Here is a 26,625-nt window from a genome sequence, read left to right on the forward strand (position 1 = left end):
CCGCGGATTAGGCGGTCGCCGCGACCAGCTTGAGCAGCGTGTTCCAGTTGCGCGCGGTCGCCGGCGGCAGCTTGGCACGCTTCATCGCCGGCTCCAGCGTCGATCGCCCGACCCCGCCGGCATAGTCGACGAACAGCTCGCGGCCCACCGCGTGGATCCGCTCTGGCCCGCCGTGATCGCGCGGCAGGCGCGCTGGATCGACCGGATCGCGGAAGAACAACACCATCAGCAGGTTGGGCCGCGCCGCGCTCGCATCGGGGAACGGGTTCGCGCCGGCGATCGCGGCAAGTTCGTCGTGGCTGCGCACGAACCAGTCGGTGTCGAGCGACAGCCGGTGACGTGCCGCCGCCGCCAGCCGGTCCTCGATCGCGCGCGCGTCGGTTTCGTCGCAGGCGAACACCGCGTTGCCCGATGCCAGCAGCGTCGCCACGTCGCGCATTCCCTGCTCGACCAGGAACGCGCGCAGATCGGCCATCTTCAGCGTCTTGCCCGCGTTGATCGCGCGCGGCAGCGCCGCCCAGCGCGTCACGCTTCCTCGCGCAGCGGCCGCGCCAGCAGCGCCTCGATCACGTCGCGCGCCGGCGCGCCGTCGAGCAGCCGGCAGACCGCGGCGGTGATCGGCATGTCGATCCCGACGTCCGCCGCCGCTTCCGCCAACACCGGCGCGGTGAACGCCCCCTCCGCCACCGTCCGCCGATCGGCGAGAAGGTCCGGCGCGCGTCCGCCGCGCCCGAGGCCCAGGCCAAGCGAGAAGTTGCGGCTGCTCGTCGACGAGCAGGTCAGCACCAGATCACCGAGCCCCGACAGCCCCGCCAGTGTCTCGGGCCGGGCGCCACGGGCAATGCCGAATCTGGTCATCTCGGCAAAGCCGCGCGCTATCAGCGCGGCACGTGCATTCTGCCCCAGTCCCGCGCCATCGACGACGCCGCACGCGATCGCCAGCACGTTCTTCACCGCGCCGCCGATCTCCGCGCCGACGACGTCGCTTGATGCGTATGGACGAAATCCCGGGCTCGCGAGCCGCGCCGCGAGCCGCGCCTGCAGCGCTGGGTCGGCGCACGCCAGCGTCACTGCCGTTGGCAGCCCGGCGGCAACCTCGTGCGCGAAGGTCGGCCCCGACAGGACCGCGATCGGTGCGCGCGGGTGCGCTGCCTGTGCCACCTCGCTCACCAGCCGCCGTGTGCCCGCCTCGATCCCCTTGGCGCAGAGCACCAGCGGCGTCTCGCCCGCGGGCAATTGCGCAAGGACGGCGCCGACGTGCTGCGCCGGCGCGACGACGAGCAGGGCGTCGCACGCCGCCAGATCGTCCAACGCGTCGGTCGCGCGAATCGCCGGCGACAGCGGCACGCCCGGCAGGAAGACGATGTTCTCGTGACGATCGTTGATCGCGGCAACGACGTCCGCCTCGCGCGCCCACAGCAGCACGTCGCCACCCGACGTTTCGCCGCTCGATGCGTCACCGGTGTCCGCGTCGCGCGCCGCCACTTGCGCGAGCGCGGTGCCCCAGGCGCCGCCGCCGATCACGCCGATTCTCATGCTGTCCTGCCCCTCACGCCTTGACGCCGGCGCCGCGCACCGCCTCCGCCGTAGGATCGAGCGGCCAGCGCGGGCGCGCCGCGACGTCGAGCGGGTCGGTCAGCCCGGCGGCGAAGCGTTCGGCCCCTGCCCAGGCGATCATCGCGGCATTGTCGGTACACAGCCAGAGCGGCGGTGCGACGAAGCGCAGCCCGTTCGTCGCGGCGAGCGCCGACAAGGCGCCGCGCACCGCACCGTTCGCCGCGACGCCGCCAGCCACCACCAGCGCGGTCGCGCCCGGCGCGCGGGCGATCGCACGCGTCGTGCGATCGAGCAGGCAATCGACCACCGCCGCCTGGAACGATGCCGCAATATCGTCCGCCTGATAGTCGCCGACGACGCGCGCGACCGCTGCCTTGAGTCCCGCGAAGGAGAAATGCGGCTCGGGCGAGCGCAGCAGTGGGCGCGGCAGCGGCACGGCGGTGGGATCGCCGCGCAGTGCCGCCTGCTCCACCGCCGGCCCGCCGGGGAAACCGAGCCCCAGCAGCTTGGCCGTCTTGTCGAACGCCTCGCCCGCCGCATCGTCGATCGTCGTCGCCAGCCGGCGATAGCAATCGACCCCTTCGACCAGCAGCAGCTGACAATGCCCGCCGGAGACGAGCAGCAGCAGATAGGGAAAGTCGAGGTCGGGATCGCTCAACCGCGGGCTCAGCGCGTGCCCCTCGAGATGGTTGACCGCGATCAGCGGCTTGCCCGCGGCGTGCGCCAGCGCCTTGCCGGTGACGAGTCCCACCATCACCCCGCCGATGAGCCCCGGGCCGGCGGTCGCCGCGACGGCATCGACGTCGGCGAGCGTCAGCCCGGCATCGCCGAGCGCCGCGGCGACGAGCGGCTCGAGCGCCTCAACGTGCGCACGCGCCGCAATCTCGGGCACGACGCCGCCGTACGGCCGGTGCGCCGCTTCCTGGCCGGCGAGGCGGTGTGCCAGCACCTGCCGATCGCCGGTCACCAGCGCCGCCGCGGTTTCGTCGCACGAGGATTCGAGGCCGAGGATGATCATCGGCATGGCCTTATCGCGTCACCCCCTGCTTGTCGAAGCGCGCGCGGCGGCCGATAGGGCGGGGCGTTGTGAGCGAGATATTCAAATTGGGAACGCGCGGCTCGCCGCTCGCGCTGACGCAGGCCGGCATGGTGCGCGACGCGCTGATCGCTGCGCACGGCTGGGCCGACGTTGAGATCGTCGTGATCCGAACGACGGGTGATCGGGTGCAGGATCGTGCGCTGGCCGAAATCGGCGGCAAGGCGCTGTGGACCAAGGAGCTCGACCGCGCGCTGCTCGCCGGCGAGGTCGACGCGTGCGTCCACTCGATGAAGGACGTCGAGACGATCCGCCCCGATGCGATCGCGATCGCCGCGCTGCTGCCGCGCGCCGACGTACGCGATCGGCTGATCGGCGCCGACTCCGTGGACGCGCTCCGCCACGGCGCGGTGGTCGGCACCAGCTCGCCGCGCCGCCGCGCGCAGCTTCTCCATCAACGCCCTGATCTTCAGATCGTGCTGTTCCGCGGCAACGTCGACACGCGATTGGGCAAGCTCGCGACCGGCGAGGTCGATGCGACGCTGCTTGCCGCCGCCGGGCTCGATCGGCTCGGGCGGCACGATACGGGCGTCGCGCTGGCGATCGACGCGATGCTGCCGGCGCCGGCGCAGGGTGCCGTCGGCGTCGAGACGCGCGCCGACGGCCCGGCACGCGCGCTGGTCGCCGCGATCGACTGCGCCGATACGCGGGCGTGCGTGATGGCGGAACGCGCCTTTCTCGCGCGGCTCGGCGCGACGTGCCACTCGCCGGTCGCGGCGCTGGCGACGCAGGGCGCGGACGGGATCAGCCTGCGCGCCGAGCTGCTCGACGAGGACGGCGAGGATCACGTCACCGCCTGCCTGACGGGGAACGACGGCGTGGCGGTGGGGACCCAGCTCGCCGAGACGCTGCTCGGCCGCGCGCCGCCGGCGATCCGCCGCCTGTTCGAGGGGTGAGCCGCCGGCTGCTGGTGCTGCGGCCCGCCCCCGGCGCTACCGTCACCGCAGCGCGCGTGCATGCAGCGGGGCTGCACCCGATCCTGCTGCCGCTGTTCACCATCGCGCCGCTGGCCTGGTCGCCGCCACCCGGCCGCTTCGACGCGCTGCTGTTGACCAGCGCCAATGCGGTGCGCCACGCCGGCGACGGGCTCGCGGCACTGCGGGATCTGCCGGTAATCGCGGTCGGCACGGCGACGGCCGAAGCGGCGCAAGCGGCACGTCTGACGGTGATCGCGACGGGCGATACCGACGGCGCTGCAGCGCTGCGCATCGCGCAGGCGCGGGGCTATCATCGCATCCTTCGCTTGACGGCGGATCGGCCAACCCCGCTTGCCGGCATCGTCGACGTCGCGGTCTATACTACCGTCGCGATCGATCATCCGCCGGGTGCGGTAGCCGCGGCGCGCGGCGCGATCGCGCTGCTGCACTCTAGCCGCGCGGCCGAGCGGTTCCGCACGCTGCTGGATAGCGCGGCTATAGATCCGGCTGACGTTAGGGTCGCGGCGCTCAGCGCAAAGGTCGCCGATGCCGCCGGGGCCGGGTGGCGCGACGTGGTCGTCGCCGCAACCCGGAACGACGCCGCGCTGGTCGCCGCCGCTGCGACGCGCGCGATTGACCGTTAGGCCGGGCGCGGAGATAAGGCCGCGATGGACGATGCCGCGCCGCCCAACGCCCCCCGCCGATCGCGCGTCAGCCTCCTGGTTCTGCTGGTCGTGCTCGCCTTCGCGATCGGGATCGCGCTGATGTGGTCGGCGGTGCGGGAGGGCAAGGGCTGGTGGAGCGACGGCGCCGCACCCGCGACGCAGCCGAGCCCTGCCGCCGGCGCCGCCGTCGCGACCGCGTCCGCCGTGCTGCCGAACGCTGCCGTCACCACTACGCTCGCCGCGCGCGAGAGTGCGCTCGGTGCCCAACTCGCTGCGCTCGAGGCGCGAACAGCAGCGATCAGCGTCGACGTCGCTGGTGCCGCGGACCGCGCTGGCCAGGCCGAGGCGATCCTCGTTGCCTTTGCCGCGCGCCGCGCGATCGAGCGCGGTACCGCGCTCGGCTATCTCGAAGATCAATTGCGCGCGCGCTTCGGCACGACGCAGCAGCGCGCGGTGGTGACGGTGATCCAGGCCGGCCGCGATCCGGTGACGATCGAGGCGCTGCGCCAGGCGCTCGACAGCAACGCCTCAATCCTGCTCAATCCCGGACCGGGCGACTGGTTCGACGGGCTGCTGCGCGAGTTGCGCACGCTGGTGGTGCTTCACGAGGCGAACACGCCGTCGCCGCTGCCGTCCGATCGCCTGGCGCGGGCACGCCGCATGCTCGATGCCGGGCAGGTCGAACCCGCGTTGGAGGAGATCGGCCGACTGCCGGGCGCCAACCGCGCGACCAACTGGACGGCGGCGGCGCAACGCTACGTCGAGGCGCGCCGCGCGCTAGACACGCTGGAGACCGCCGCGATCGTCGGCACGATCCCGTCGGCGCAGCGGCCGGCGCTGCCCGCGCCCGCACAGCAGCCAGCGAATACCGATCTACTGCCTCTCGAGCAGCCGACAGGCTGACGCGCAGCGCGCGCTGGTCGGCGGGGAGTGGCTAGCGCAACCGTTCGATAAGCGCCGTCGCGCCGTGCGGCGCACGCACCTTGGCGCCGTTGATGAAGAACACGAACGTCTCGCGCGGCGTCGCGGCCGGCGCGTCGGCGATATAGGGCAGTCCTGCCGGCTGCCCGCCGCCAGCCCAGCAGCGCGCAGCGTCGGCCCACCGTTCGAGCGCCGCCGGCGCATAGCCCGCCGGCTCCTCCTCCACCGCATCTTCGAGCCGCGCGTAGACGAAATCACCCGACACATCAGCGATCGCCGGGTGGTCGCGCGAATCGGCGTAGACGATCGCCACGCCCGCCGCCCGGCACAGCGCGACGAATGCCGGATCGGCGAAGCTCGCATGTCGCACGTGGACCGCGTGGCGCAGTGCCACCCCCTCGTGCTTCGCGGGCAGCAGCTCGAGGAATGCCGCAAAGTCGTCGGGCTCGAATTTCTTCGTCGCCATGAACTGCCACAGGATCGGTCCGAGCTTCTCGCCGAGCTCGACAATTCCCTGCGACACGAAGCGCTGGATCGATTCGCCGCCTTCGGCGAGGATCTTGCGATTGGTGCAGTAGCGCGATGCCTTCAACGTGAAGACGAAGCCGTCGGGTGCGGTCGTCGCCCACCCCGCGAACGTCGCCGGTTTGAACCCACTATAGTAAGTGCCGTTCACCTCAATCGCGGTCACCTGGCGACTGGCATATTCGAGCTCGCGCTTCACCGGCCATTTCTCGGGGAAAAAGCTTCCGCGCCACGGCTCAAAGGTCCAGCCGCCGATGCCGACGCGAATCGGTGCATGTGTCATGACAGGGCATGTAGCAGGCGGCGCGCCGCGTCGGCAGATCAAGCGGCGGACCAGGCGCTCCGCGACCCGCCACTCGCGTCAGCGGCTGAGCACCCGGTAGTTGATCCAGGTTTGTATCATTGCTTAGGCGCGGCAGGACCCATCGCCACCACGCTTCGTTCGCCTCGCGGGATTGATCCCATGGCGGAAGGACGGAAAAGCAATGGCTGTGAAATTTGCCGGCACAATGAACGCGATCAATCGCGGCCTCGACGAGACCAAGGCGACCAAGGGTGCCGACATGGTCGAGGACTGGGAAGCGGCGCTGGCGGACGTCGATACGCCGGGCGCCAAGGGCATCCTTCGCGATCTGGGTTCGCTGCGCAAGCAGCTCGAGAAGGACACGCCTGACGCCGATCGCGTCCATGCGCTGCTGCATCGCTTGGGCGAGGCCACGACCAAGATCGCCGACCGCGCGGACAAGTCGCAGGACAAGCTAAAGGCACTCGGCGAGGCGCTGAGCGAGGCGGGCGAGGAACAGCCCGACGAGGAAGAGGATGCTGCCGCGGCCGCCGCGCCGAAGCGCGCCCGCAAGAAGTAAGTAACATCCGGATCGGGCGGTCAACGCCGTCCGATCCGCTTACCAGACCTCGGTCTTGCACTATAGTCGTCGAACGGTCGGCGATGCTGCGGTAACGCAAGCTTCTGTGATTTACCGCCGGCACAACGAACAAGAAACTGGAGCGGGCGAAGGGATTCGAACCCTCGACCCCAACCTTGGCAAGGTTGTGCTCTACCCCTGAGCTACGCCCGCTCTGGCGCCGTAAGTCCCGGCAGCGAGGCGCCGGGGCTGGGTGAGGCGCGGCCACTAGCAGCGGCTTTTCACCCCCGCAAGCCCAATTGTGCGGCAATCGTCGAAGTACCGCGCGCCGCCGCATCGCACCGGTCGCGGGGTTGATCCAAATTGCACGCGAGATTGACCGAAGCGGGCCTTACCGCCTACGCCGCGCGGCGCATGACTGCCCCAACCATCCTTCTCGTGGAGGACGATCCTGCGCTGCGCATGCTTACCGCACGTGCGCTTCAGGAAAACGGCTTTGCCGTCCGTCCCGCTTCCGCCGCCCCCGAAATGTGGCTCGCACTCGATTCGGGGCCGGTCGATCTTGTGCTGCTCGACATCATGCTGCCGGGCACCAGCGGGATCGATCTGTGCCGCTCGCTGCGCCAGAAGAGCGACGTGCCGATCATCTTCATGTCGGCGCGATCGAGCGAGACCGACCGGGTGGTCGGGCTTGAGCTCGGCGCCGACGATTATATCGCCAAGCCGTTCGGCGTGCGCGAGTTGGTCGCGCGCGTTCGTGCGGTGCTGCGCCGCCCGGCGCTCGATCGCCGTTCGGGTGAGGGTGACCAGGGCGTGCTCAAGTTCGAGGGCTGGACGGTCAATCTGCCGCGCCGCGAGCTGACCTCGCCGACTGGCGCCGCCGTCGATCTGACCGGCGCCGAATTCGATCTCCTCGTCGTCCTCGCCGATCACGCGCAGCGCGTGATCGCGCGCGAGCGGTTGATCGAACTGTCGCGCACCCGGCTCGGCGACAGTTCGGATCGCTCGATCGACGTCCTCGTCAGCCGGCTGCGCCGCAAGCTGTCGAGCGCTGGGGAACAGGCGCCGATCGTCACGGTGCGCGGTGTCGGCTACATGCTCAACGTCCCTGTCGAGCGCGTTTGAGGCGGCTGCTGCCCTCCGTTGGCCTGCTCGGGCAGGTCGTCGCGATCCTACTGCTGACGATGGTGATCGAGTTCGGCGTGTCGACGCTGATGTACGAGCGCGCGAGCGAATTCTCCGTCCGCGACGACGAGGCGCGCCGGCTGGCCGAGCATCTCGTCATAAGCCGCCGCCTGCTCGAGGAACGCGCGCCGGTGCAGCGCCCGGCAATGGCGGCCGAGCTCACCACCGATCGTTACGAGGTGCACTGGGACGGCATCGCCGATCTGCCGCTCGCGCTCGATCCCGCGCTCGATCAGACGCGGCGGCAGATCGTCGATTGGGAGCCTAGCCTGCGCACCGGCGACCTGCGGCTGCGGCTGATCTCGCCCGGGCGCAGCTCGAAGCTGCGCGGCGCGCTGCGGCTGCGCGACGGCAGCTGGCTGCACTTCCGCACATTGGCTGCGGTCGCCAAGCTCGATTTTGCGGTCGAGCGGATCGTCCTCGCGCTGGTGCCGGCCATCGCGCTGATGGTGCTCGGCGGGCTGATGATCCGCCGGACCCTGCTGCCGCTGCGCCGGCTCGCGGCCGCCGCCGACCGCGTCGGGCGTGATCCGGTCGGCTCGGTGCCGGAGGACGGGCCGGGCGAGGTGCGCCGCGTGGTCGCCGCGTTCAACCGCATGCAACAGCGCATCGGCGCGCTGATCGAGGCGCGGACACAAGCGCTCGCCGCAGTCGGCCACGATCTGCGCACCCCGCTCGCGCGGCTGCGGCTGCGCACGGAGGCGATCGACAGCCACGAGACGCGCCAGGCGATCGGCAACGACGTGTCGGAGATGGAGGCGATGATCGCCTCGCTGCTCGCCTTCCTCGGCGGCGATGCCGATCCCGAATCGGCCACCTCGATCGATCTTGCGGTGATGTGCGCGACGCTGGTCGACGATGCGCAGGATCGCGGGCGCGAGGCGACGTACGAGGGGCCCGATCATTTCGAGTTGCGCGTCCGCCGACTCGCGGTGAAGCGCGCGCTGACCAATCTCGTCGACAACGCGCTGCATTATGGTGAGCGCGTCTCCGTCGCGCTGGTGCCGGGCGACGGCGAAGTCACGGTGTGCGTGCGCGACGACGGGCCGGGCATCCCGGAGGCGGAGCTGGCGCACGTCCTCGAGCCCTTCGTCCGGCTCGATCCTGCGCGCGGCCGCAACACCGTCGGTTTCGGCCTCGGCCTGCCGATCGTCGTGCAGGCGATCGAGGCGGAGGCTGGCCGGCTTACCTTGCGCAACCGCCCAGCCGGCGGGCTGGAGGCGTGCGTCACGCTGCCGATCACGCGCTACGTCGCCCCCAGAAACACAACGTAACAGCGACACAAAACATCACACTGCCGCCCATCGTGAGCAACGCGCGGGCGGTAAATAGGCTGGTCCAAACGTCTTAGGAGCAGCCCCTGTGAACGAAGTTATCGGCCGCGTCTTCGATTTCGAGACGAAGGTGTTCGAGGACAGCCGTGCGCTCTACTCGAACCTCGCCACCAACGGGCAGAGCCCGAAGGCGCTCATCATCGGTTGTGCCGATTCGCGCATCGTGCCGGAGCAGATCCTGCAGGCGCAGCCCGGTGACCTGTTCGTGTGCCGCAACGCCGGCAACATCGTGCCCCCTTATGCGACGCAGAACGGCGGCGTCACCTCGACGGTGGAATATGCGGTGATGGTACTCGGCATCCGCGATATCATCGTTTGCGGCCATTCCGATTGCGGCGCGATGAAGGGCCTCGCGGGTGATCCCGCGAAGCTGGAGGCGATGCCCAACGTCGTCGCGTGGCTGCGCCACGGCACCGCCGCACGCCAGGTGGTCGATTCGAGCTATCCCGATCTCGAAGACGGCGATCGGGTCCGTGCCGTCAGCCTCGAGAACGTCGTCGCGCAGCTCGCGCATCTGCGCACGCACCCATCGGTCGCCACCGGCATCGCGCGCGGCGAGATCGCCCTGCACGGCTGGTTCGTCGATATCCATAACGGCCAGATGCTCGCGCTCAACGGCGAAACCAACCGCTTCGAAGTGGTGCGCGCCGATCGTCCGTTGCCCGTCGCGCAGCCCGCGGCAAAGCGGTTGGCTGCCGACTTCTCCTATCAGGAAGCAGCCGAATGAAACACGCGACGGTCGAGCGCGCTGGCGTCTCCATTCCATCCCTGAAATTCTTCGGGCGGGATTTCACCGCCTCGATCGTCGTGTTCCTCGTCGCGATGCCGTTGTGCATGGGCATCGCGGTCGCCTCGGGTGTGGCGCCTGAAAAGGGTCTGATCACCGGCATCATCGGCGGCATCGTCGTTGGTGCGCTCGCCGGCTCGCCGCTGCAGGTGTCCGGCCCCGCCGCCGGCCTCGCGGTGATCGTTTTCGAGCTCGTGCGCGACAAGGGTCTGTCCGCGCTCGGGCCGATCCTCATCCTCGCCGGCGCGATCCAGGTCGTCGCCGGCATCTTCAAGCTCGGCGGCTGGTTCCGCGCGATCAGTCCGGCGGTGGTGCACGGGATGCTCGCGGGCATCGGCGTGCTGATCGTCGTCGGCCAGTTCCACGTCCTGTTCGACGAGAAGCCGTTCTCGTCGGGGCCGGAGAATCTTGCGGAAATGCCCGGTCGGCTGCTCGGCCTGTCGTTCGGCGACATCCAGGCGACCGAACTCGCGTTCGCGCTCGCACTGATCACGATCGGCACGATGCTGGCGTGGGAGAGGTTCCGCCCGGCCGCGCTCAAGCTCGTGCCCCCCGCGCTGGTCGGTGTCGTCACCGCGACTGTCGTGTCGGCGCTGTTCGGGTTCGACGTCGCCAAGGTTGCCGTGCCTGCCTCGATCATCGGCGCGATCACCCCGCCGGAAGCCGGCGTTCTCGCGCGCTTCCTCGATCCCAGCATCATCGCCGCCGCGCTCGCGATCGCCTTCATCGCCTCGGCCGAGACGCTGCTGTCGGCGGCGGCGGTCGACAAGATGCACGATGGCGTGCGCACTGACTACAACAAGGAACTGCGCGCGCAGGGCGTCGGCAATCTGCTGTGCGGGTTCGCCGGGTCGCTGCCGATGACGGGCGTGATCGTGCGTTCCTCCGCCAACGTTCAGGCGGGCGCGATGACGCGCGCGTCGGCGATGATGCACGGCGTGTGGATCCTCGGCTTCGTCGCACTGCTGCCGTGGCTGTTGCGCACGATCCCGATGGCCGCGCTCGGCGCGGTGCTGGTCGTCACCGGCTGGCGGCTCGTCAGCGTCAAGCATGCCCAGCACCTCTATCGCGACTACGGCCTGATGCCCGTCGCGATCTGGGCGGCGACGCTGTTCATGGTCGTCGCGACCGATCTGCTCACCGGCGTGCTCGTCGGCATCGGGCTCACGGTGCTCGAGCTGATCCCGAACCTGCGCCGCCTGCGGCTAAAGGTGTTCGAGCAGCGCGACGGTGACGCACACGCGATCTCGCTCGACGGCGCGGCGACGTTCGTCACGCTGCCCAAGCTGTCGGCGACGCTCGATCGCGTGCCGTCGGGCGCGCCGGTGCGGCTCGACGTATCGAAGCTCGACGCCGTCGATCACACCACGGCCGAGCTGCTGCGCGACTGGTTCCAGCGCCGCAAGGCCGCCGGCACGCCGGTGGAGCTCCGCGGCCAGCGTGGCCGGATCGCCACACTCGGCGCGTGAGAGCGTCAAGAAACGTTTTGATACGGTTCAGCAACAATCAAGATGTAATGCTACGATAGCGTAACAGTTAGCCGGCCAGCCCGCGACCGCTTCCCTCGGGAAGGAGGAGCGCGGGCGGATCGGAAGCAGGAGGAGCCTCTGCCAACAGGAGGTTCCATGACGATCTTCAAGTATCTTCCCGCCGCTGTCCTTGCAGCGCTCGCCCTCCCGGCCGCCGCGCAGGACGCCGATCCGCCCAAGCCGATCACCGTCAGCGGCAGCGTCGGCCTCGTCTCCGACTATCGGTTCCGCGGCGTATCGCAGAGCGACGAGAACCTCGCCGTTCAGGGCGGCCTCACCATCGCGCACGAGAGCGGCGTCTATATCGGCACGTGGGGCTCGAACCTCGCCGGCTGGGGCACGTTCGGCGGCTCGAACATGGAGCTCGACCTGATCGCGGGCTACAAAACGACGGTCAACGATCTCACCATCGATGTCGGCGCGACCTGGTACATGTATCCCGGCGGGTTCAACAACACCGACTTCATCGAGCCGTACGTCAAGGTATCGGGCACCGCCGGCCCCGCCAGCCTGACGGTCGGCCTCGCCTACGCCCCCAAGCAGGAAGCGCTGGGTGCGTGGTATTTCAACGGTACCTCGGCGGCGAACGGCGTGTACGATGACCCGGGCGACAAGAACGACAACCTCTACGTGTGGGTCGACGGTGCTGCCGCAATCCCCAGCACGCCGCTGACGCTGAAGGGGCATATCGGCTTCTCCAACGGCAATTCGGGCCTCGGCCCGTTCGCGACCAGCGTCGCGCCGACCGGCGAGTATATCGACTGGCTGGTGGGTGCCGACTTTGCGATCCCCAACACCCCGCTGACGCTCGGCATCGCCTATACCGATACCGACATCAGCCGTCGCGAGAGCGCGTACCTCCAGCCCAGCTTCAGCAAGGGGCAGGACGGCACGGGGTCGATTGCCGATTCGCAGGTCGTCTTCTCGATCACCGCCGCGTTCTGACGACGCGGGCGCGCGGACCGGGGGTTTGCTTCCCCCGGTCCGTCACCACATAAGGGGCTGATCCATCTATCGGGAGCAGCCCTTGGCTACGCTGGGAATGAGTGCCGCGGAAAAGGACGCCGTTCAGGCGTTCCGCAAGGACGTGGTCGAACCGTCGATGACCAGCCTGGTCATCATCGACTTCTGGGCGGAATGGTGCGGCCCGTGCAAGGCGCTGACCCCACTGCTCGAGAAGGTCGCCGCCGATTACGCCGACAAGGGCGTGATCCTGGCGAAGATCGATACCGACAAGAACCAGTTCATCGCCGCACAATTCCAGATCCGTTCGATCCCGACGGTCTATGCGATGTTCCAGGGCCAGCTCGTCGCCGATCTGACCAATGCGCGCACCGAATCGCAGCTGCGCGCCTCGCTCGATCAGCTGCTTCGCCAGCTGCCGATCACCGGCGAGGCGCAGTCGCAGGAGGCCGAGCTCGAACCGCTGATCGCGATGGGCGAGGAAGTGCTGGCGGAAGGCGATGCCGAGCGCTCACTGTCGGTGTTCGATCAGCTCGCCGAGATGGCGCCCGAGCATCCCGCCGTCCTGTCAGGCCGCGTCCGTGCCCTGATCGCGGTCGGTGACCATGACGCGGCCGATGCGCTGCTCGCGGCGCTCCCCGACGAGGTGGCGAAGCGGCCCGAACTCGACCGCGCGCGCGCGGCGCTCGCGCTCGCGCGGTCGGCGCCGGCGGTCGACGATCTCGCGCCGCTGCGCGCCGCCACGGCCGCCGACCCCGACGATCTGCAGGCGCAATTCGATCTCGCCAATGCCGAGATGGCAGCGGGCAATCGCGACGCCGCCGCGGACGGCTTCCTCGCCATTACTGCGGCCGATCGCGACTGGAACGACGGCGCCGCCCGCCAGCAGCTGCTCAAGCTGTTCGAAGTCGTTGGGCTGGAGGATCCGTGGGTATCGGCACAGCGCCGGCGCCTGTCCGCGATCCTGTTCGGATGACGCGGCTCTCGATCTTTCCGCTTCCCGGCGCGCTGCTGTTTCCCGGCATGCACCTGCCGCTGCACATCTTCGAGCCGCGGTATCGCGCGCTCGTCTCCGACGCGATGGCGCGCGACCGGCGTGTGGCAATGATCCAGCCGCGCGCCACCGAGCGCGGCAGCGACGTGCCGCCCGCACTCTACGACATTGGTTGTGTCGGGCGGATCGCGGAGATCGAGATGCTCGACGACGGCCGCTCGAACCTTGTGCTTGAAGGCGTGGCGCTGTTTCGCCTTATCCGCGAGCTGGAGGTGACGACGCAATTCCGCCAGGTCGAGGCTGAACTGTTGCCGGCGCCGCCGGAGGAAACGCTGTCGCTCGGTGCGCGCGCGTCGCTCGAGGTCGAGGCACGCCGCTTCGCCGATCGGCAGGGCTATGCGGTCGATTGGGAGGCGGTGTCGCGGCTCGACGATCAGAGTCTCGTCAACGGCATCGCGCAGATCGCGCCGTTCGACGTCGCGGCGAAGCAGGCGCTGCTCGAGGCGGACGGCATCGGCACGCGCGCCGACCTGATCGTCCAGCTGATGCAATTCTTCGGCCGGCACGACGGCGACGATCGCGTGACGTTGCAGTGAGCGCAGCAGGTGCGGGGCGCGCCACGATCGATCCGTGGCTGCTCGAACGATTGGTCTGCCCGCTGACGCGCATGCCGCTGCGGTTCGACGAAGCAGCGGGCGAACTCGTTTCCTTTGCCGCCGGCCTCGCCTATCCGATCCGCGACGGCGTGCCGGTGATGCTGGTCGAGGCGGCGCGCCGCCTTGGCCCCGATGAGGCGGTCAGCGCGCCAGCGTCGGGAACGCAGCCCTGAACGCTGCAACCTTGGGCTTGTCCCACGCGACGATATAGGGGTGCGTCGGGTTGCGATCGAAGAATTGCTGATGGCTCGGCTCGGCGGGGAAGAAGGCGCCGCTCTCCAGCCTGGTAACGATCGGCCGCGGATAGGCGCCGCTGCGCTGTAGCTGCGCGATATAGGCGGCGGCGACGGCGCGCTGCTGCGGCGATTGCGGAAAGATCGCCGAGCGATAGCTCGGACCCGTGTCGGGGCCCTGCCGGTTCAGCTGCGTCGGATCGTGCGCGATCGAGAAGTAGACGCGCAGCAGCGTGGCGTAGCTCACCTGACGCGGGTCGTAGACGACGCGCACCGCCTCGGCATGACGCGTCCGCTCGGTCGAGACGGCGGCGTAATTGGCGGTGGCGCGATCGCCGCCGGCGTAGCCCGAGGTGACGGCGCGCACGCCCTTCACGCGTTCGAACACCGCCTCCATGCCCCAGAAGCAGCCACCGGCGAACACCGCGGTCTGCATGCCCGGCGTGGCGGGCACGTCCTGCCGCGCCGCCGGGATCACCACGGCGCGTTCGGCGGGGGCGGGGACGGCAAGCGTCGCGGCGGCAATCGCTGCGACGGTGACGGGGATCAGGAGCTTGCGCATGCCATCAACATGGGATGCGGAGAATGAAGTGCAAAGACCCCGTCGAAGGGTCGGGGCCGATCGCTCAACGCGGCTGGACCGCCGCGGCAGCATCGATCGGTGCGCCGGTTACCGGATCGGTCTGCGGCACCAGCGTGAACAACCCGATCCCGCCGAGCACGAAACCACCGGCGAACTGCCACAGGAAGCTGGACTTGAGGATACGGGTCATCGGTCTTGCTCTTGTTCTCGTTGATCTGAGCGACCGAAATAGTCGCCCGCTGCTGAACGGCATCTTGGCGCGCCGTTCATCGTAGGTTGTCGATCTAGCGACGCGCGCGGCGACACCATAGGCCGAAGGTGGAAAGCAATCGTTTCCGCGATGGCACGCCGAGGAGGGACGATCGCCGACGACCCCGTAATGCCGCCCGCTGCCGAACCGTCCCGGCTATTTCAGCGCGGCGCAGGCCTGCTGGATGCGCGTGCATGCCTCGCGCAGGATGTTCTCGCTGGTGGCGTAGCTGATCCGCATCGCGGGCGACAGGCCGAAGGCGACGCCCTGCACCGCGGCGACGCGCGCATCCTCCAGCAGGTAGCCGACGAAGTCGCTGTCGGTATCGATCCGCTTGCCGCCGGGCGTGGTCTTGCCGATCAGCCCCGATACTTCGGGATAGACGTAGAATGCGCCTTCGGGCGTCGGGCATGTGATACCCGGCGTATCGTTGAGCATCGCCACGACGAGATCGCGACGCGTCTTGAACGCGGCGTTGCGCTCGGCAAGGAACGACTGGTCGCCATTGAGCGCGGCGGTCGCGGCAGCCTGTGCGATCGAGCAGGGGTTGCTGGTGGACTGCGACTGGAGCTTCGCCATCGCCTTGATCAGCCAGGGCGCGCCGCCGGCGAAGCCGATGCGCCATCCCGTCATCGCATAGGCCTTGGAGCAGCCGTTCACCGTCAGCGTGCGTTCGTAGAGTGCGGGGCAGACTTCGGCGATCGTCGTGAAGCGGAAGTCGTCGTAGACGATATGCTCGTACATATCGTCGGCGAAGATCCACACGTGCGGATGCCGCTCGAGCACCTCGCCCAGCGCCTTCAGCTCGGCGGCGGTATAGGCGGCGCCGGTCGGATTCGACGGCGAGTTGAGGATCAGCCACTTGGTGCGCGGCGTGATCGCCGCCTCGAGCATCGCCGGCGTCAGCTTGTAGCCCTGCTCCGGCCCTGCGGCGACGACGACGGGCGTGCCGCCGGCGAACTGCACAACGTCGGGATAGCTCACCCAATAGGGCGCCGGCACGATCACCTCGTCACCCGCCTCGACCGTGGCGACGAGCGCGTTGAACAGGGTGTGCTTGCCGCCGACGTTGACGCTGATCTGTGCCGGCGAATAATCAAGCGAATTGTCGCGCTTGAACTTGGCGACGATGGCGTCCTTCAGTTCGGGCGTGCCGTCGACATTGGTGTACTTGGTCTGCCCGCGACGAATTGCCTCGATCGCGGCGTCCTTGACGAAATCGGGCGTGTCGAAATCGGGCTCTCCGGCGCCGAGGCCAATGACGTCGATACCGGCGCGCTTCAGCTCCTGCACCTTGGTGGTGATCGCCAGCGTCGGCGATGGGCTGATGCGGTCGAGCGCGGCGGAGGTCTTCATCGGGGCGGCTCCTGTGGGGCGCCGCGGCTATAGCGATCCGGCGTCCGATGTCGCAACCGCAACAATCGCCGGCATCAGGCCACGCAGCGCATTGCCGAGAAAGAAGCCGCCGCAGAGATCGTCCGCGCGCAGATCGTGCTCGACCGCGCGGCCGCTCTCGAGCAGCTCGGCGCGCAGCACGCCGGGCAGCAGCCCGCGACGCGATGGCGGCGTCAGTAAGCGGCCATCGCGCGCAACGAAGACGTTGGTAAAGCTCCCTTCGGTGACGAAACCGTCGGGATCGACGAACACCACCTCGTCCATTCCCGACGCGCGCCGCGCGGCGTCGTAGAAGGCGCGGTCGCTCGTCTTGTGGCGCAGGCGATAATCATGCGTCGCGACCGGCAGCGGGACGATCACCGTGCGAAGCGCCGCCTCACGAGCTGCCGGCAGCGGCGCGACCTCGATCGCGATTCCGCCAGCGCGCGCGGCGAGCAGACGAACGCGCGCAGGGTGGCGCAACCGGAAGGTCGCCGCCTGCAATTCGTTGCGCGCATCGTGCCGGTCGAAGCGGTAGCCGAGCGCCGCGGCACTGTCGCGCATCCGCGCCAGGTGGCGCTCGATCAGCAGGATGCCCTCGGCGGGATCGAATCGCATCGTCTCGATCAGATCGGGATCGTGCTGGCCGTGCGTCAGGAACACGCCCTTCGCCAGCGCCTCGTCCCACTCGGCATCGGGCTGGCTGTCGGCGACGATGCCGCCGCCGAGCCCCAGCGTCGCACGCTGCTCACCGGGGTGTACCAGAAGCGTACGGATCGCGACGTTGAATTGCGCCTCGTCCTCCGCGAGATACCCGATCGATCCCGTATAAGCCCCCCGCGGACCCTTCTCAACGTCTCCGATCACCTGCATCGCGCGTACCTTCGGCGCCCCGGTGATCGATCCGCAGGGGAACAGCGCCTCAAGCACGTCGATCGCATCCTTGCCCGCCGCGAGCTCGGCGGTGACGGTGGAGGTCATTTGATGCACGGTGGGGAAGTGCTCGACCTCGAACAGCCTGGGCACCGCGACGCTGCCCGCCACCGCGACGCGCGACAGATCATTGCGCATCAGGTCGACGATCATCAGGTTTTCCGCGCGCTGCTTCTCGTCCGCCGCCAACGCCTCGGCAGCGGCAGCATCCTGCGCCGGGTCCTGCTCGCGTCGCGCCGTCCCCTTCATCGGGCGGCAGACGAGCGTGCCGTCGGCGAGTTGGAAGAACAGCTCCGGCGAGAAGGACAGAAGCGTTTCCTCGCCGGTTGCGACGATGCCGCCCCAGCCGGCCTGCGCGCGGCCGCGCACCGCGGCGTAGAGCGCCAGCGGATCGCCAAGGAACGGCACCGCGGCACGGAAGGTGAGATTGGCCTGGTAGATGTCGCCCGCGCGGATCAGATCGCTGACTTGCGCCAGCATCGCGTCATAGTCGGCACGCGTCACGTCGGGGATCGGCGGCGTGATCCGCGCCCCCGCCGGATCGGGAAGCAGCGCGGCCACGTCGCTCACCGCCGCATGCCCGTCGAACACGCCGAACCAGACGAGCGGCGTCGGGGCCTCATGCGATGTCGCGGCGCTCGGCTCTAACGCGGCGCCAGCCTCGTACGACAGGAACCCAGCAATCTCGCGTCCGCCGTGGATCGCAGCGCGGGCCGCCGCAAGCACCGGGCGAACCTCGGCCTGGCTGTACGCGGCGATGATCGCTGCCGGCCGGGTATACAGCCGCGCCGCCGCGCTGCCGGGCCGAGCGTCGTCGATCAGCACGAAGGGCGCGGCGGGATGCGCAATGGCCATCGTCGCGCAATGCCCGCGCGGGTCGCGCGCGGCAAGGCTGTGCGTCCGTAGCGCCGCCGGCCATTTACGCGTGCAACGGCGGCGGCATGCGCCGGCTTGCGGCACGACCGTTCGGCGCGCTAGCAGGTGTCATGCTCCGATCAGCCACCGCCATCGCCGCCCTCGCTTTCTCCTCGCTCGGCGCCGCCGCCCCGGCGGTCGCGCAGGTCATGAAGCCCGCAGCGATTACCGCGGACGGCGTACCCGCGATACCTGCGACACTGGCCGAGAAGCTGCGGCCGTATCTTGAAGCGCGATCGGCGAGCGCGGTCGATTGGAACCCGGTCGACCGGTCACTGCTCGTCTCGACCCGCTTCGCCAACGTGGCGCAGCTGCATACCGTCGCCAGCCCGCTCGCGATGCGGCGCCAGATCACCTTCGAGACCGATCGGATCGGCACCGCTGCCTACTCCAAGTCGGGCGACGTGCTGCTCGTGCAAAAGGACACCGGCGGCGGCGAGTTCTTCCAGCTGTACACGCTCAAGGACGGGCGGCTCACCCTCCTCACCGACGGTAAGAGCCGCAACGAGTTCAACGCGTGGAGCCACGACGGCCGGCTGGTCGGCTATTCCTCGACCCGCCGTAACGGCGCCGACAGCGACCTCTACGTCGTCGACCCGCGCGACCCCAAGACCGATCGGCTGGTCGCGCAGGTGAAGGGCGGCGGCTGGGGCATCGCCGATTTCGCGCCCGACGGCCGGACGGCGGTGGTCGGCGAATATCTCTCGGTGCAGAAGTCGAACCTCCACACGCTCGATCTGGCGACGGGCAGACTGACGCCGCTGACCGATCCCAAGGCGCAGGTGGCATGGGGCGGCGCGCGATATGCGCCCGACGGCACCTTGTGGGTGACGAGCGACGAGGGGTCGGACGTCCAGCGGCTCGGGACGCTCGATACCAGGACGGGCGCGTTCCGCGCGGTCACGCCGCCGGGCAAGTGGGACGTCGACGAGTTCGAGGTCGCCGACGACGGCCGCTTCATCGCCTATGCCACCAACGAGGCGGGCATCGGCAGGCTCAAGCTGCTGGATCCCAAAACCGGTCGATCGCGCGACGTGATGGGTCTGCCGCAGGGCGTCGTCGGCGGAATCAGCATCGCGCCGTGGGGGGCGATCGCGGTGACGGTGAGCAGCGCGGGCACGCCGGGCGACGTCTTCGTCGTCGATCCGGCGACGCTGGCGGTGACGCGCTGGACCGAGAGCGAGACCGGCGGGCTCGATGCGGCGAAGAACGTCGCACCCGAACTCGTCACGGTGAAGAGCTTCGACGGCGAAGCGGTGACGGGGTTCCTCTATCGCCCCGACGTGAAGAAATTTCCGGGCAAGCGGCCGCTGCTGATCGACATCCACGGCGGACCGGAGGGGCAGACGCGGCCGAGCTATCGCGGCGCGGCCAATTACTATCTCAACGAGCTCGGCATCGCGCTGTTCTATCCCAACGTGCGTGGCTCGTCGGGGTTCGGCAAACGCTTCATCGCGCTCGACAACGGCCCGTTCAAGCGCGAGGATTCGGTGCAGGACATCGGCGCCTTCCTTGATCGCTTCGCCGCCGATCCGCGGATCGATGCGGGCCGCGTCGGCGTGCAGGGCGGCAGCTACGGCGGCTATATGTGCTACGCCTCGGCGATCCGCTACGGCGCGCGCTTGAAGGGCGCGCAGTGCACCGTCGCGATCTCCAATTTCGTGACGTTCCTCGAGAACACGCAGAGCTATCGCCGCGACCTCCGCCGCGTCGAATACGGTGACGAGCGCGATCCCGCGCAGAAGGCGAAGCTGATCGCGATCTCGCCGATGACGCGCGTCAACGAGATCAAGATCCCGCTGCTCGTTGTCACCGGCGCGAACGATCCGCGCGTGCCCAAGTCGGAGGCCGCTCAGCTCGTCGCGGCGGTGCGCCGCAACGGCGGCACGGCGTGGCACATCGTCGCCGCCGACGAGGGCCACGGCTATGCCAAGAAGGAGAACCGCGACTATTCGACGCTCGCGGTGCTGACCTTCTGGCAGCAATATCTGCTGGGAGAGAAGGCGCAGTGACGACGATGAGCGAACCCGCGCTGCGCGCGATGATCGTGCCGGTGACGCCGATCGAGCAGAATTGCACGCTAATCTGGTGCACGCGCACGATGAAGGCGGCGGTGATCGATCCGGGCGGCGATCTCGCCAAGATCCGTTCGGCGGTGGCGCAGGCGGGGGTCACGGTCGAGAAGGTATTGCTGACGCACGGCCATATCGATCACGCCGGCGAGGCGAAGCCGCTTGCCGACGAACTCGGCGTCGCGATCGAGGGGCCGCACGAAGCGGATCGCTTCTGGCTCGCACGGCTAGCCGACGACGGGCGCAACTGGGGGATCAACGGCGTCCCGTTCGAGCCCGATCGCTGGCTCGACGACGGCGATACTGTGACGGTGGGCGACCTGACGCTCGACGTCTATCACACCCCCGGCCACACCGCGGGGCACGTCATCTTCCACCACGCGCCGTCCAACTTCGCGCAAGTGGGCGATGTGCTGTTCCAGGGCTCGGTCGGGCGCACCGATCTGCCGCAAGGCGATCACCAGACGCTGGTCAACTCGATCGTCACCAAGCTGTGGCCGCTGGGTGGGGAAACGGCGTTCATCCCCGGCCACGGCAAGCCATCGACCTTCGCGCACGAGCGGCAGTGGAACATGTTCGTCAGCGACGATGCCCTGTCGGCATGAGGACCTGACGATCGTTTCCTGGGCACGCAGCGGTCACTTAGCCGCGGATGCCGAAATGATTGAAGCGTGAATAGCGAGGGATGATCGAAGCCGAATTCATCAGCGCGCTGCGCCAGCTGCCGCTGCACCGCGGGGCGGCGGGGCTGGCAGACGACGCCGCCCTGCTCGGCACGCATGTCGTCACGACCGACACGCTGGTCGAGGGCGTGCACTTCCTGTCCGACGATCCGCCGGGCGACGTGGCGTGGAAGCTCGTCGCGGTGAACCTGTCCGATCTCGCCGGCAAGGGCGCGATCCCGGAGGGCGTGCTCCTCAACTATCCGCTATCGGGCGACGCCTGGGACCGCGCTTTCCTCGCAGGACTGCACGCCTCGCTCGCGGCGATGGATTGCCCGCTGCTCGGCGGCGACACCGTCTCGCTGCCCCCCGGCGCGCCGCGCGTGCTGACGATGACGGCGTTCGGCCGCGACGCGGCCGCGCCGCTGCGGTCGGGGGCGCGAGCGGGTGACGTCTTGTGGGTGACGGGGACGATCGGCGACGCGGGGGCCGGCCTCGCGGTGGCGCGCGCCGGCGACTGTACAGGTGAGGGCCCCATGGCGCTGCTCGCCGCATACCGTCGGCCGCAGCCGCGCCTTTCCGAAGGGCGCCGCCTCGCGCCGGTCGCGCGTGCGATGATGGACGTGTCCGACGGGCTGCTGATCGACGCGCGGCGCATGGCGGCGGCGAGCGGCCTTGCCGTCACGATCGCGCTCGACGCGGTCCCGCTGTCGCCCGCCTATCGCGCCTATTCGGGCGACGTGATGGCTGCGGTGACGGCGGGGGACGATTACCAGCTGCTCTGCGCGCTGCCGCCCGATCAGCGCCCGACGGGCCTTGCGACGCGCATCGGCAGCTTCGCGGCGGGTACAGGCCTGCATCTCACTCGCGCGGGCGTGACGGTCGCCTTGCCGCGTGATCTGGGTTACGAACACCGCGCCTGACCGCGCTTGCGCTTTCCCCCCGGCGGCTTAGGCTCCCCCACAGAAACAAAGGATCGGCGGCCACCACCCGAAGGCGGGGCCGACCGGCGACATTAGGGGAAGGAATGCGATGACCACGGTCACTATCGCCATCCTCTGCGGCCTGCTGGCCGTGGTCTATGGCGTCTTTACGAGCCAGCAGGTGTTGCGCGCATCGCCCGGAAACGAGCGGATGCAGGATATCGCCGCTGCCATTCAGGAGGGCGCCAAGGCCTATCTTGGCCGGCAATATACCACTATCGCGATCGTCGGCGTGGTCGTCGCCGTGATCCTTGCCGCAACGCTCGGCACGCTATCCACCGTCGGCTTCGTGATCGGGGCGCTGCTCTCGGGCGTCGCAGGCTATGTCGGCATGAACATCTCGGTTCGTGCCAACGTGCGTACGGCGGAGGCGGCGCGCGGCTCGTTACAGGGCGGACTGACGATGGCGTTTCGCTCGGGCGCCGTCACTGGCATGCTCGTCGCGGGACTGGGGCTGCTCGCGATCGCCGGGTTCTTCTGGTACCTCACCGGCCCCGCCGGCTACGCGCCCAATGCACGCGAGATCGTCGAGGCGCTGACGGCGCTGGCGTTCGGCGCATCGCTGATCTCGATCTTCGCGCGATTGGGCGGCGGCATCTTCACCAAGGCGGCGGACGTCGGCGCCGATCTCGTCGGCAAGGTCGAGGCGGGCATCCCGGAGGACGATCCCCGCAACCCGGCCGTCATCGCGGACAATGTCGGCGACAACGTGGGCGATTGCGCCGGCATGGCAGCCGATCTGTTCGAAACCTACGTCGTGACGCTGGGCGTGACGATGATCTCGATCGCGCTGCTGATCCGCGCGTCGGCCGCCGAACTGACGCAGCTGATGAGCCTGCCGCTGATCGTCGGCGGGGTCTGCATCGTCACTTCGATCATCGGCACGTACATGGTACGATTAGGATCGAAGGGCTCGATCATGGGCGCGCTGTACAAGGGGTTCTGGACCTCCGCGCTGCTCGCGGTGCCGGCGATCTACGTCGCAACGCAGATGACGCTCGGCGATCTCAACACGGTGATCGGCGCGTCGGGCTTTCTTGATGCCGGCGCCGACGCGATCGGCAGCGGGCTGGGCGCCGCGGGCGATCTCGCCGCGACCGACGTCACCGGCGCGCCAGGCGCCGATGCCTTCACCGGCATGGACCTATTTTGGTGCATGATGATCGGCCTGCTGGTGACGGGCGTGATCGTGTGGATCACCGAATATTACACCGGCACCAATTATCGCCCGGTGAAATCGATCGCCAAGGCGAGCGAGACCGGTCACGGCACCAACGTGATCCAAGGGCTCGCGATCAGCCTGGAGGCGACGGCGCTGCCGACGCTGGTGATCGTGATCGCGGTGGTCGCGACGTACAAGCTCGCCGGCGTGATCGGCATCGCCTTCGCCGCCACGTCGATGCTCGCGCTGGCGGGCATGGTCGTCGCGCTCGACGCCTACGGCCCGGTAACCGACAATGCCGGCGGCATCGCCGAAATGGCTGGCCTGCCCGACGACGTGCGGCACCGCACCGACGCGCTCGACGCGGTCGGCAACACGACCAAGGCGGTGACCAAGGGCTATGCCATCGCCTCCGCCGGCCTCGCCGCGCTGGTGCTGTTCGGCGCCTACACCACCGATCTGCAGACGTATTTTCCCGACATCAGCGTCGATTTCAGCCTGTCCAATCCGTACGTCATCGTCGGGCTGCTGCTCGGCGCGCTGCTCCCCTATCTGTTCGGCGCGTTCGGGATGACCGCGGTCGGCCGCGCGGCCGGCGCGGTGGTGGAGGAAGTGCGCGAGCAGTTCCGCAACAACCCGGGCATCATGGAAGGCACCAGCCGGCCGAATTACGGCCGTACCGTCGATCTCGTCACGCGCGCCGCGATCAAGGAAATGATCGTCCCCTCGCTGCTGCCCGTGCTGTCGCCGATCGCGCTGTACTTCATCGTCACGGCGGTTGACGGCCAGGCATCTGGCTTCGCGGCGCTCGGCGCGATGCTGCTCGGTGTGATCGTCTCCGGCCTCTTCGTCGCGCTGTCGATGACGAGCGGCGGGGGCGCGTGGGACAATGCCAAGAAGTACATCGAGGACGGCAATCACGGCGGCAAGGGATCGGAGGCGCACAAGGCCGCGGTGACCGGCGACACGGTGGGCGATCCGTATAAGGACACCGCCGGACCCGCGGTGAATCCAATGATCAAGATCACCAACATCGTCGCGCTGCTGCTGCTGGCGGCGCTGGCAGTGGGGTGAAGCCACGCCCGCCGTCCCGCGGTGCGGGCGGGGCGGCGGGAAGGTTTCGACTTTTACGCTGTCGGCAGGAGCGGGCTATCGCGCGAGGGCGAGCGGCACCTGTCCACCTTCGAGTAGCGCCGCAAGCGTCGTCCTGGCCTTTTCGCTGCGGTAAAGATCCGAATTGGCGCTTTCGTTGATCGACATGGACCGTCATCAGCCGAGCGGAAGGGCGGATGTGCGATGGACATGGATCGGGAAGAGGCTTGCGCGGCCATAGCGCTGCCCGACAGCCTCTCCTCATCGCTGATAGGGTATCGCTGGGCGCGCAACAGCGTCGGCGAGTCGAGTTGCGAGGTCTACCGGCTGCACGGCAAGAGCGGCGCGCCCGATCTCTACCTCAAGCACGGCCAGGGCGCCTCTGCCGACGACATTGGCGACGAGATGATCCGACTGCGCTGGCTTGGCGCGCATATGCCGGTTCCAAGCGTCGAAGGCTTCGTCGCGACACGAGACGAGGCCTGGCTGCTGATGACGGCGCTGCCGGGGCAGACCGCCTATCAGCTTCTCGAGGCGCAGCCCGGCGCGCGCCTCGCGATCGTCGACGCGATCGCGGTCTTCCTGCGACGGATCCACGCGATACCGACCGAGCGATGCCCGTTCGTCAGCGATCACGTCTTCCGCCTTGCGCAGGCTCGCGACCGGATCGCTGCGGGGCTCGTCGACGAGGATGATTTCGACGACGAGCGGGCGGGCTGGACGGCGGAGCAGGTGTGGGACGCGATGCAACGCCTGCTGCCGATGGGGGTCGATCGCGTCGTTACGCACGGCGATTTCTCGCTCGACAATATCCTGATGCTCGATGGCGCGGTGGTCGGGTGTATCGACGTCGGCCGGGCAGGGATCGCGGATCGCTATCAGGATCTGGCGATTCTGTGGAACTGCCTCGGCGAGTTCGACGCATCGCTGCAGGCGCGGCTTTTCCGGAGCTACGGCAGCGCCGACGTCGACGACCGCAAACTCCAGTTTCACCTGCTGCTCGACGAGTTGTTCTGACGGGCGCTGCGTCTCCGCGATTGCCTGTGATCCGTGAGCCTTCGCCTCGCCTTGCGCGTTGCAGAGGCATGGATGATCCGCCGCCCGCCCGTTTTCCGCTTCATCTGCAGATGCTGGCCGGGTTCGTCGTCGGGCTGGCGGGCGGGCTGATCGTCAACGCGGTGGCGGGCGACGCGTCGTGGGTGGAGACGGTGACGACCTATGTCACCGGGCCGATCGGGCAGATCTTCCTGCGGCTCTTGTTCATGCTGGTGATCCCGCTGCTGTTCGCCGCGCTCGTCACCGGCGTTGCCGAGATGGGTGATATCGCCGCGCTGAAGAAGGTGGGTCTGCGCACCCTGTTCTTCACCGTCGTGCTCTCGGCCATATCAGTTGCGCTGGGGCTAGTGCTGGTGAACGTGATCCGGCCGGGGGCGGGCGTCGATCCGGCGATGGCAAAGGAGCTGCTGGCGCAGGCGGGCGCCGGCGCGGCGGCGATCGTGCAGGAATCGCGCAAGGCGCCGGGCGCGCTCGAATCGGTGCTCGGCATCGTGCCGACCAACGTGATCCGCGCGGCATCGAGCGACGATATCCTGGCGCTGATGTTCTTCGCGCTGGCGTTCGGGATCGGGCTGGTGGTGGTCCGCTCCGACAAGACAAAGGTGCTGCACGACGCGATCGAGGGCATCCTGGAGGTGACGATGACGCTGATCGGATTCGTCATCCGCCTCGCCCCGATCGCGGTGGCGTGCTTCATGTTCAACCTGACGGCGGTGTTCGGCGCGGACGTGCTCGTGCGGCTGGGTGCGTATATGGGCACGGTGATCGGCGCGCTGCTGATCCAGCTGATCGTCGTCTATTCGGCGGGCGTATGGCTCGCCGCGGGGATGCGGCCGCTCGCCTTCTTCCGCGGCAGCCAGGAGGCGATGGTGATGGCTTTCTCCAGCGCCTCATCCAACGCCACACTGCCGACCAGCCTGCGCATCGCGGAGAACGATCTGAAGCTACCGCGCCGCGTCGCGCGCTTCGTGCTGACGATCGGGGCGACCGCGAACCAGAACGGCACCGCGATCTTCGAGGGCGTGACAGTGATCTTCCTCGCGCAATTCTTCGGCGTCGAGCTGACGATCGTGCAGCAATTGACGGTGATGCTGGTGTGCATCCTGGGCGGTATCGGGACGGCGGGGGTGCCGGGCGGTTCGCTGCCGGTGGTGGCGATCATCCTTGGCATGGTGGGCGTGCCGCCGACCGCGATCGGGCTGGTGCTGGGCGTCGACCGGCTGCTCGACATGTGTCGCACCGCGCTCAACGTGACGGGCGATCTCGCGATCGCGACGATGGTGGCGGGCAACGATCGCGAGGCGGCGGCGCGCTAAGC

General features: G+C 68.8%; 26 protein-coding genes and 1 tRNA gene. 18 read left to right on the forward strand and 9 right to left on the reverse strand.

Features of this window, described 5'->3' with window-relative positions; all coding sequences use genetic code 11:
* Window positions 1-7: 7 nt before the first annotated feature.
* The 3 genes from B7L05_RS00945 to tsaD are packed head-to-tail and all read right to left on the reverse strand — an operon-like array spanning window position 8 to window position 2,575.
* The gene (locus tag B7L05_RS00945) at window positions 8-529 is read right to left on the reverse strand and encodes a DUF1697 domain-containing protein (RefSeq protein WP_179187079.1); all 522 of its coding nucleotides are present in this window, start codon (window positions 527-529) and stop codon (window positions 8-10) included.
* Window positions 526-1,536: an NAD(P)H-dependent glycerol-3-phosphate dehydrogenase gene (locus B7L05_RS00950; protein ID WP_085808334.1), complete on the reverse strand. Its 1,011-nt coding sequence runs from the start codon at window positions 1,534-1,536 to the stop codon at window positions 526-528. Before B7L05_RS00950 ends, B7L05_RS00945 begins: the two co-directional genes overlap by 4 nt.
* Window positions 1,537-1,549: 13 nt before the next feature.
* A complete protein-coding gene (gene tsaD, locus B7L05_RS00955) occupies window positions 1,550-2,575 on the reverse strand; it encodes a tRNA (adenosine(37)-N6)-threonylcarbamoyltransferase complex transferase subunit TsaD (RefSeq protein WP_085808425.1) in 1,026 nt (341 codons plus the stop codon).
* A gap of 68 nt (window positions 2,576-2,643) precedes the next feature.
* On the opposite strand from tsaD, the gene hemC reads away from it, so the two are divergent.
* Genes hemC through B7L05_RS00970 form a run of 3 tightly spaced genes read left to right on the forward strand, consistent with a single transcriptional unit; the run spans window position 2,644 to window position 5,138 of the window.
* Entirely contained in the window at window positions 2,644-3,549 is a 906-nt protein-coding gene (hemC, locus tag B7L05_RS00960; protein WP_085808335.1) for a hydroxymethylbilane synthase, read from the forward strand.
* A complete protein-coding gene (locus B7L05_RS00965; protein ID WP_085808336.1) occupies window positions 3,546-4,214 on the forward strand; it encodes a uroporphyrinogen-III synthase in 669 nt (222 codons plus the stop codon). The genes hemC and B7L05_RS00965 overlap by 4 nt, the downstream gene beginning before the upstream one ends.
* A 24-nt stretch (window positions 4,215-4,238) precedes the next feature.
* Complete coding sequence (locus B7L05_RS00970; RefSeq protein ID WP_085808337.1) at window positions 4,239-5,138, forward strand: hypothetical protein; 900 nt, start codon at window positions 4,239-4,241, stop codon at window positions 5,136-5,138.
* Between the two features lie 31 nt (window positions 5,139-5,169).
* On the opposite strand, the gene B7L05_RS00975 is transcribed toward B7L05_RS00970, so the two are convergent.
* Window positions 5,170-5,964 carry a DUF72 domain-containing protein gene (locus B7L05_RS00975; protein WP_085808338.1) on the reverse strand — a complete coding sequence of 265 codons (795 nt, stop codon included), beginning with the start codon at window positions 5,962-5,964 and terminating at the stop codon, window positions 5,170-5,172.
* 202 nt (window positions 5,965-6,166) lie between these two features.
* Between B7L05_RS00975 and B7L05_RS00980 the strand changes: the two genes are divergently transcribed.
* Window positions 6,167-6,544, forward strand: a complete 378-nt coding sequence (locus B7L05_RS00980; RefSeq protein ID WP_179187080.1) for a hypothetical protein — start codon at window positions 6,167-6,169, stop codon at window positions 6,542-6,544.
* Window positions 6,545-6,682: 138 nt separating this feature from the next.
* On the opposite strand, the gene B7L05_RS00985 is transcribed toward B7L05_RS00980, so the two are convergent.
* A tRNA-Gly gene (locus B7L05_RS00985) sits at window positions 6,683-6,757 on the reverse strand.
* A gap of 201 nt (window positions 6,758-6,958) precedes the next feature.
* Between B7L05_RS00985 and B7L05_RS00990 the strand changes: the two genes are divergently transcribed.
* The 8 genes from B7L05_RS00990 to B7L05_RS01025 all read left to right on the forward strand — a co-directional run bounded on the left by B7L05_RS00990 (window position 6,959) and on the right by B7L05_RS01025 (window position 14,165).
* Window positions 6,959-7,669 carry a response regulator transcription factor gene (locus B7L05_RS00990; protein WP_085808427.1) on the forward strand — a complete coding sequence of 237 codons (711 nt, stop codon included), beginning with the start codon at window positions 6,959-6,961 and terminating at the stop codon, window positions 7,667-7,669.
* Window positions 7,666-9,003 (forward strand): ATP-binding protein, encoded by a 1,338-nt coding sequence (locus B7L05_RS00995; RefSeq protein WP_085808339.1) that lies wholly within the window; start codon window positions 7,666-7,668, stop codon window positions 9,001-9,003. The genes B7L05_RS00990 and B7L05_RS00995 overlap by 4 nt, the downstream gene beginning before the upstream one ends.
* Before the next feature lie 88 nt (window positions 9,004-9,091).
* On the forward strand, window positions 9,092-9,790 hold the full coding sequence (locus tag B7L05_RS01000) for a carbonic anhydrase (protein WP_085808340.1): 699 nt from the start codon (window positions 9,092-9,094) through the stop codon (window positions 9,788-9,790).
* Window positions 9,787-11,319, forward strand: coding sequence for a SulP family inorganic anion transporter (locus B7L05_RS01005; RefSeq protein ID WP_085808341.1), 1,533 nt, complete (start codon window positions 9,787-9,789; stop codon window positions 11,317-11,319). The genes B7L05_RS01000 and B7L05_RS01005 overlap by 4 nt, the downstream gene beginning before the upstream one ends.
* Before the next feature lie 156 nt (window positions 11,320-11,475).
* Window positions 11,476-12,324 (forward strand): TorF family putative porin, encoded by an 849-nt coding sequence (locus B7L05_RS01010; protein ID WP_085808342.1) that lies wholly within the window; start codon window positions 11,476-11,478, stop codon window positions 12,322-12,324.
* A 97-nt stretch (window positions 12,325-12,421) separates the two neighbouring features.
* A complete protein-coding gene (locus B7L05_RS01015) occupies window positions 12,422-13,318 on the forward strand; it encodes a tetratricopeptide repeat protein (protein WP_085808343.1) in 897 nt (298 codons plus the stop codon).
* Window positions 13,315-13,932, forward strand: a complete 618-nt coding sequence (locus tag B7L05_RS01020; protein WP_085808344.1) for an LON peptidase substrate-binding domain-containing protein — start codon at window positions 13,315-13,317, stop codon at window positions 13,930-13,932. The genes B7L05_RS01015 and B7L05_RS01020 overlap by 4 nt, the downstream gene beginning before the upstream one ends.
* Window positions 13,929-14,165 (forward strand): Trm112 family protein, encoded by a 237-nt coding sequence (locus tag B7L05_RS01025; RefSeq protein ID WP_085808345.1) that lies wholly within the window; start codon window positions 13,929-13,931, stop codon window positions 14,163-14,165. The genes B7L05_RS01020 and B7L05_RS01025 overlap by 4 nt, the downstream gene beginning before the upstream one ends.
* On the opposite strand, the gene msrA is transcribed toward B7L05_RS01025, so the two are convergent.
* From msrA to pabB, 4 genes are all read right to left on the reverse strand, one after another.
* Window positions 14,134-14,787 (reverse strand): peptide-methionine (S)-S-oxide reductase MsrA, encoded by a 654-nt coding sequence (msrA, locus tag B7L05_RS01030; RefSeq protein ID WP_085808346.1) that lies wholly within the window; start codon window positions 14,785-14,787, stop codon window positions 14,134-14,136. The genes B7L05_RS01025 and msrA overlap by 32 nt on opposite strands.
* Before the next feature lie 64 nt (window positions 14,788-14,851).
* Entirely contained in the window at window positions 14,852-14,998 is a 147-nt protein-coding gene (locus B7L05_RS17310; RefSeq protein WP_179187081.1) for a hypothetical protein, read from the reverse strand.
* 216 nt (window positions 14,999-15,214) lie between these two features.
* Window positions 15,215-16,414, reverse strand: a complete 1,200-nt coding sequence (locus B7L05_RS01035; protein ID WP_085808347.1) for a pyridoxal phosphate-dependent aminotransferase — start codon at window positions 16,412-16,414, stop codon at window positions 15,215-15,217.
* Between the two features lie 27 nt (window positions 16,415-16,441).
* A complete protein-coding gene (gene pabB, locus B7L05_RS01040; RefSeq protein ID WP_085808348.1) occupies window positions 16,442-18,220 on the reverse strand; it encodes an aminodeoxychorismate synthase component I in 1,779 nt (592 codons plus the stop codon).
* 131 nt (window positions 18,221-18,351) lie between these two features.
* Here pabB and B7L05_RS01045 point away from each other — a divergent pair, with 131 nt between their 5' ends.
* The 6 genes from B7L05_RS01045 to B7L05_RS01070 all read left to right on the forward strand — a co-directional run bounded on the left by B7L05_RS01045 (window position 18,352) and on the right by B7L05_RS01070 (window position 26,623).
* Window positions 18,352-20,292 carry a prolyl oligopeptidase family serine peptidase gene (locus tag B7L05_RS01045; protein WP_085808349.1) on the forward strand — a complete coding sequence of 647 codons (1,941 nt, stop codon included), beginning with the start codon at window positions 18,352-18,354 and terminating at the stop codon, window positions 20,290-20,292.
* A gap of 5 nt (window positions 20,293-20,297) precedes the next feature.
* A complete protein-coding gene (locus B7L05_RS01050) occupies window positions 20,298-20,957 on the forward strand; it encodes an MBL fold metallo-hydrolase (protein WP_085808428.1) in 660 nt (219 codons plus the stop codon).
* A gap of 80 nt (window positions 20,958-21,037) precedes the next feature.
* Entirely contained in the window at window positions 21,038-21,937 is a 900-nt protein-coding gene (gene thiL, locus B7L05_RS01055) for a thiamine-phosphate kinase (RefSeq protein ID WP_085808350.1), read from the forward strand.
* A 109-nt stretch (window positions 21,938-22,046) separates the two neighbouring features.
* Window positions 22,047-24,233, forward strand: a complete 2,187-nt coding sequence (locus B7L05_RS01060) for a sodium-translocating pyrophosphatase (protein WP_085808351.1) — start codon at window positions 22,047-22,049, stop codon at window positions 24,231-24,233.
* Window positions 24,234-24,455: 222 nt separating this feature from the next.
* Entirely contained in the window at window positions 24,456-25,268 is an 813-nt protein-coding gene (locus B7L05_RS01065) for an APH(3')-I family aminoglycoside O-phosphotransferase (RefSeq protein WP_256926548.1), read from the forward strand.
* 68 nt (window positions 25,269-25,336) lie between these two features.
* Window positions 25,337-26,623, forward strand: coding sequence for a dicarboxylate/amino acid:cation symporter (locus tag B7L05_RS01070; RefSeq protein ID WP_085808353.1), 1,287 nt, complete (start codon window positions 25,337-25,339; stop codon window positions 26,621-26,623).
* The last annotated feature ends 2 nt before the right edge of the window (window positions 26,624-26,625 follow it).

Origin of the sequence: Sphingomonas sp. TZW2008, assembly GCF_002117915.1 — a bacterium.
GTDB lineage: Bacteria > Pseudomonadota > Alphaproteobacteria > Sphingomonadales > Sphingomonadaceae > Sphingomonas.

Bases quoted from the DNA above. Each gene is read 5' to 3' on its own strand.
- B7L05_RS01010 (WP_085808342.1), top strand. From the start codon at position 11,476: ATGACGATCTTCAAGTATCTTCCCGCCGCTGTCCTTGCAGCGCTCGCC.
- B7L05_RS00950 (WP_085808334.1), bottom strand. From the start codon at position 1,536: ATGAGAATCGGCGTGATCGGCGGCGGCGCCTGGGGCACCGCGCTCGCG.
- B7L05_RS01020 (WP_085808344.1), top strand. From the start codon at position 13,315: ATGACGCGGCTCTCGATCTTTCCGCTTCCCGGCGCGCTGCTGTTTCCC.
- thiL (WP_085808350.1), top strand. From the start codon at position 21,038: ATGATCGAAGCCGAATTCATCAGCGCGCTGCGCCAGCTGCCGCTGCAC.
- B7L05_RS00990 (WP_085808427.1), top strand. From the start codon at position 6,959: ATGACTGCCCCAACCATCCTTCTCGTGGAGGACGATCCTGCGCTGCGC.
- B7L05_RS01060 (WP_085808351.1), top strand. From the start codon at position 22,047: ATGACCACGGTCACTATCGCCATCCTCTGCGGCCTGCTGGCCGTGGTC.
- pabB (WP_085808348.1), bottom strand. From the start codon at position 18,220: ATGGCCATTGCGCATCCCGCCGCGCCCTTCGTGCTGATCGACGACGCT.
- B7L05_RS01015 (WP_085808343.1), top strand. From the start codon at position 12,422: ATGAGTGCCGCGGAAAAGGACGCCGTTCAGGCGTTCCGCAAGGACGTG.
- tsaD (WP_085808425.1), bottom strand. From the start codon at position 2,575: ATGATCATCCTCGGCCTCGAATCCTCGTGCGACGAAACCGCGGCGGCG.
- B7L05_RS01035 (WP_085808347.1), bottom strand. From the start codon at position 16,414: ATGAAGACCTCCGCCGCGCTCGACCGCATCAGCCCATCGCCGACGCTG.
- B7L05_RS01005 (WP_085808341.1), top strand. From the start codon at position 9,787: ATGAAACACGCGACGGTCGAGCGCGCTGGCGTCTCCATTCCATCCCTG.
- B7L05_RS01045 (WP_085808349.1), top strand. From the start codon at position 18,352: ATGCTCCGATCAGCCACCGCCATCGCCGCCCTCGCTTTCTCCTCGCTC.
- B7L05_RS00975 (WP_085808338.1), bottom strand. From the start codon at position 5,964: ATGACACATGCACCGATTCGCGTCGGCATCGGCGGCTGGACCTTTGAG.
- B7L05_RS01065 (WP_256926548.1), top strand. From the start codon at position 24,456: ATGGACATGGATCGGGAAGAGGCTTGCGCGGCCATAGCGCTGCCCGAC.
- B7L05_RS00970 (WP_085808337.1), top strand. From the start codon at position 4,239: ATGGACGATGCCGCGCCGCCCAACGCCCCCCGCCGATCGCGCGTCAGC.
- B7L05_RS17310 (WP_179187081.1), bottom strand. From the start codon at position 14,998: ATGACCCGTATCCTCAAGTCCAGCTTCCTGTGGCAGTTCGCCGGTGGT.
- msrA (WP_085808346.1), bottom strand. From the start codon at position 14,787: ATGCGCAAGCTCCTGATCCCCGTCACCGTCGCAGCGATTGCCGCCGCG.
- B7L05_RS01070 (WP_085808353.1), top strand. From the start codon at position 25,337: ATGGATGATCCGCCGCCCGCCCGTTTTCCGCTTCATCTGCAGATGCTG.
- B7L05_RS00980 (WP_179187080.1), top strand. From the start codon at position 6,167: ATGGCTGTGAAATTTGCCGGCACAATGAACGCGATCAATCGCGGCCTC.
- B7L05_RS01050 (WP_085808428.1), top strand. From the start codon at position 20,298: ATGAGCGAACCCGCGCTGCGCGCGATGATCGTGCCGGTGACGCCGATC.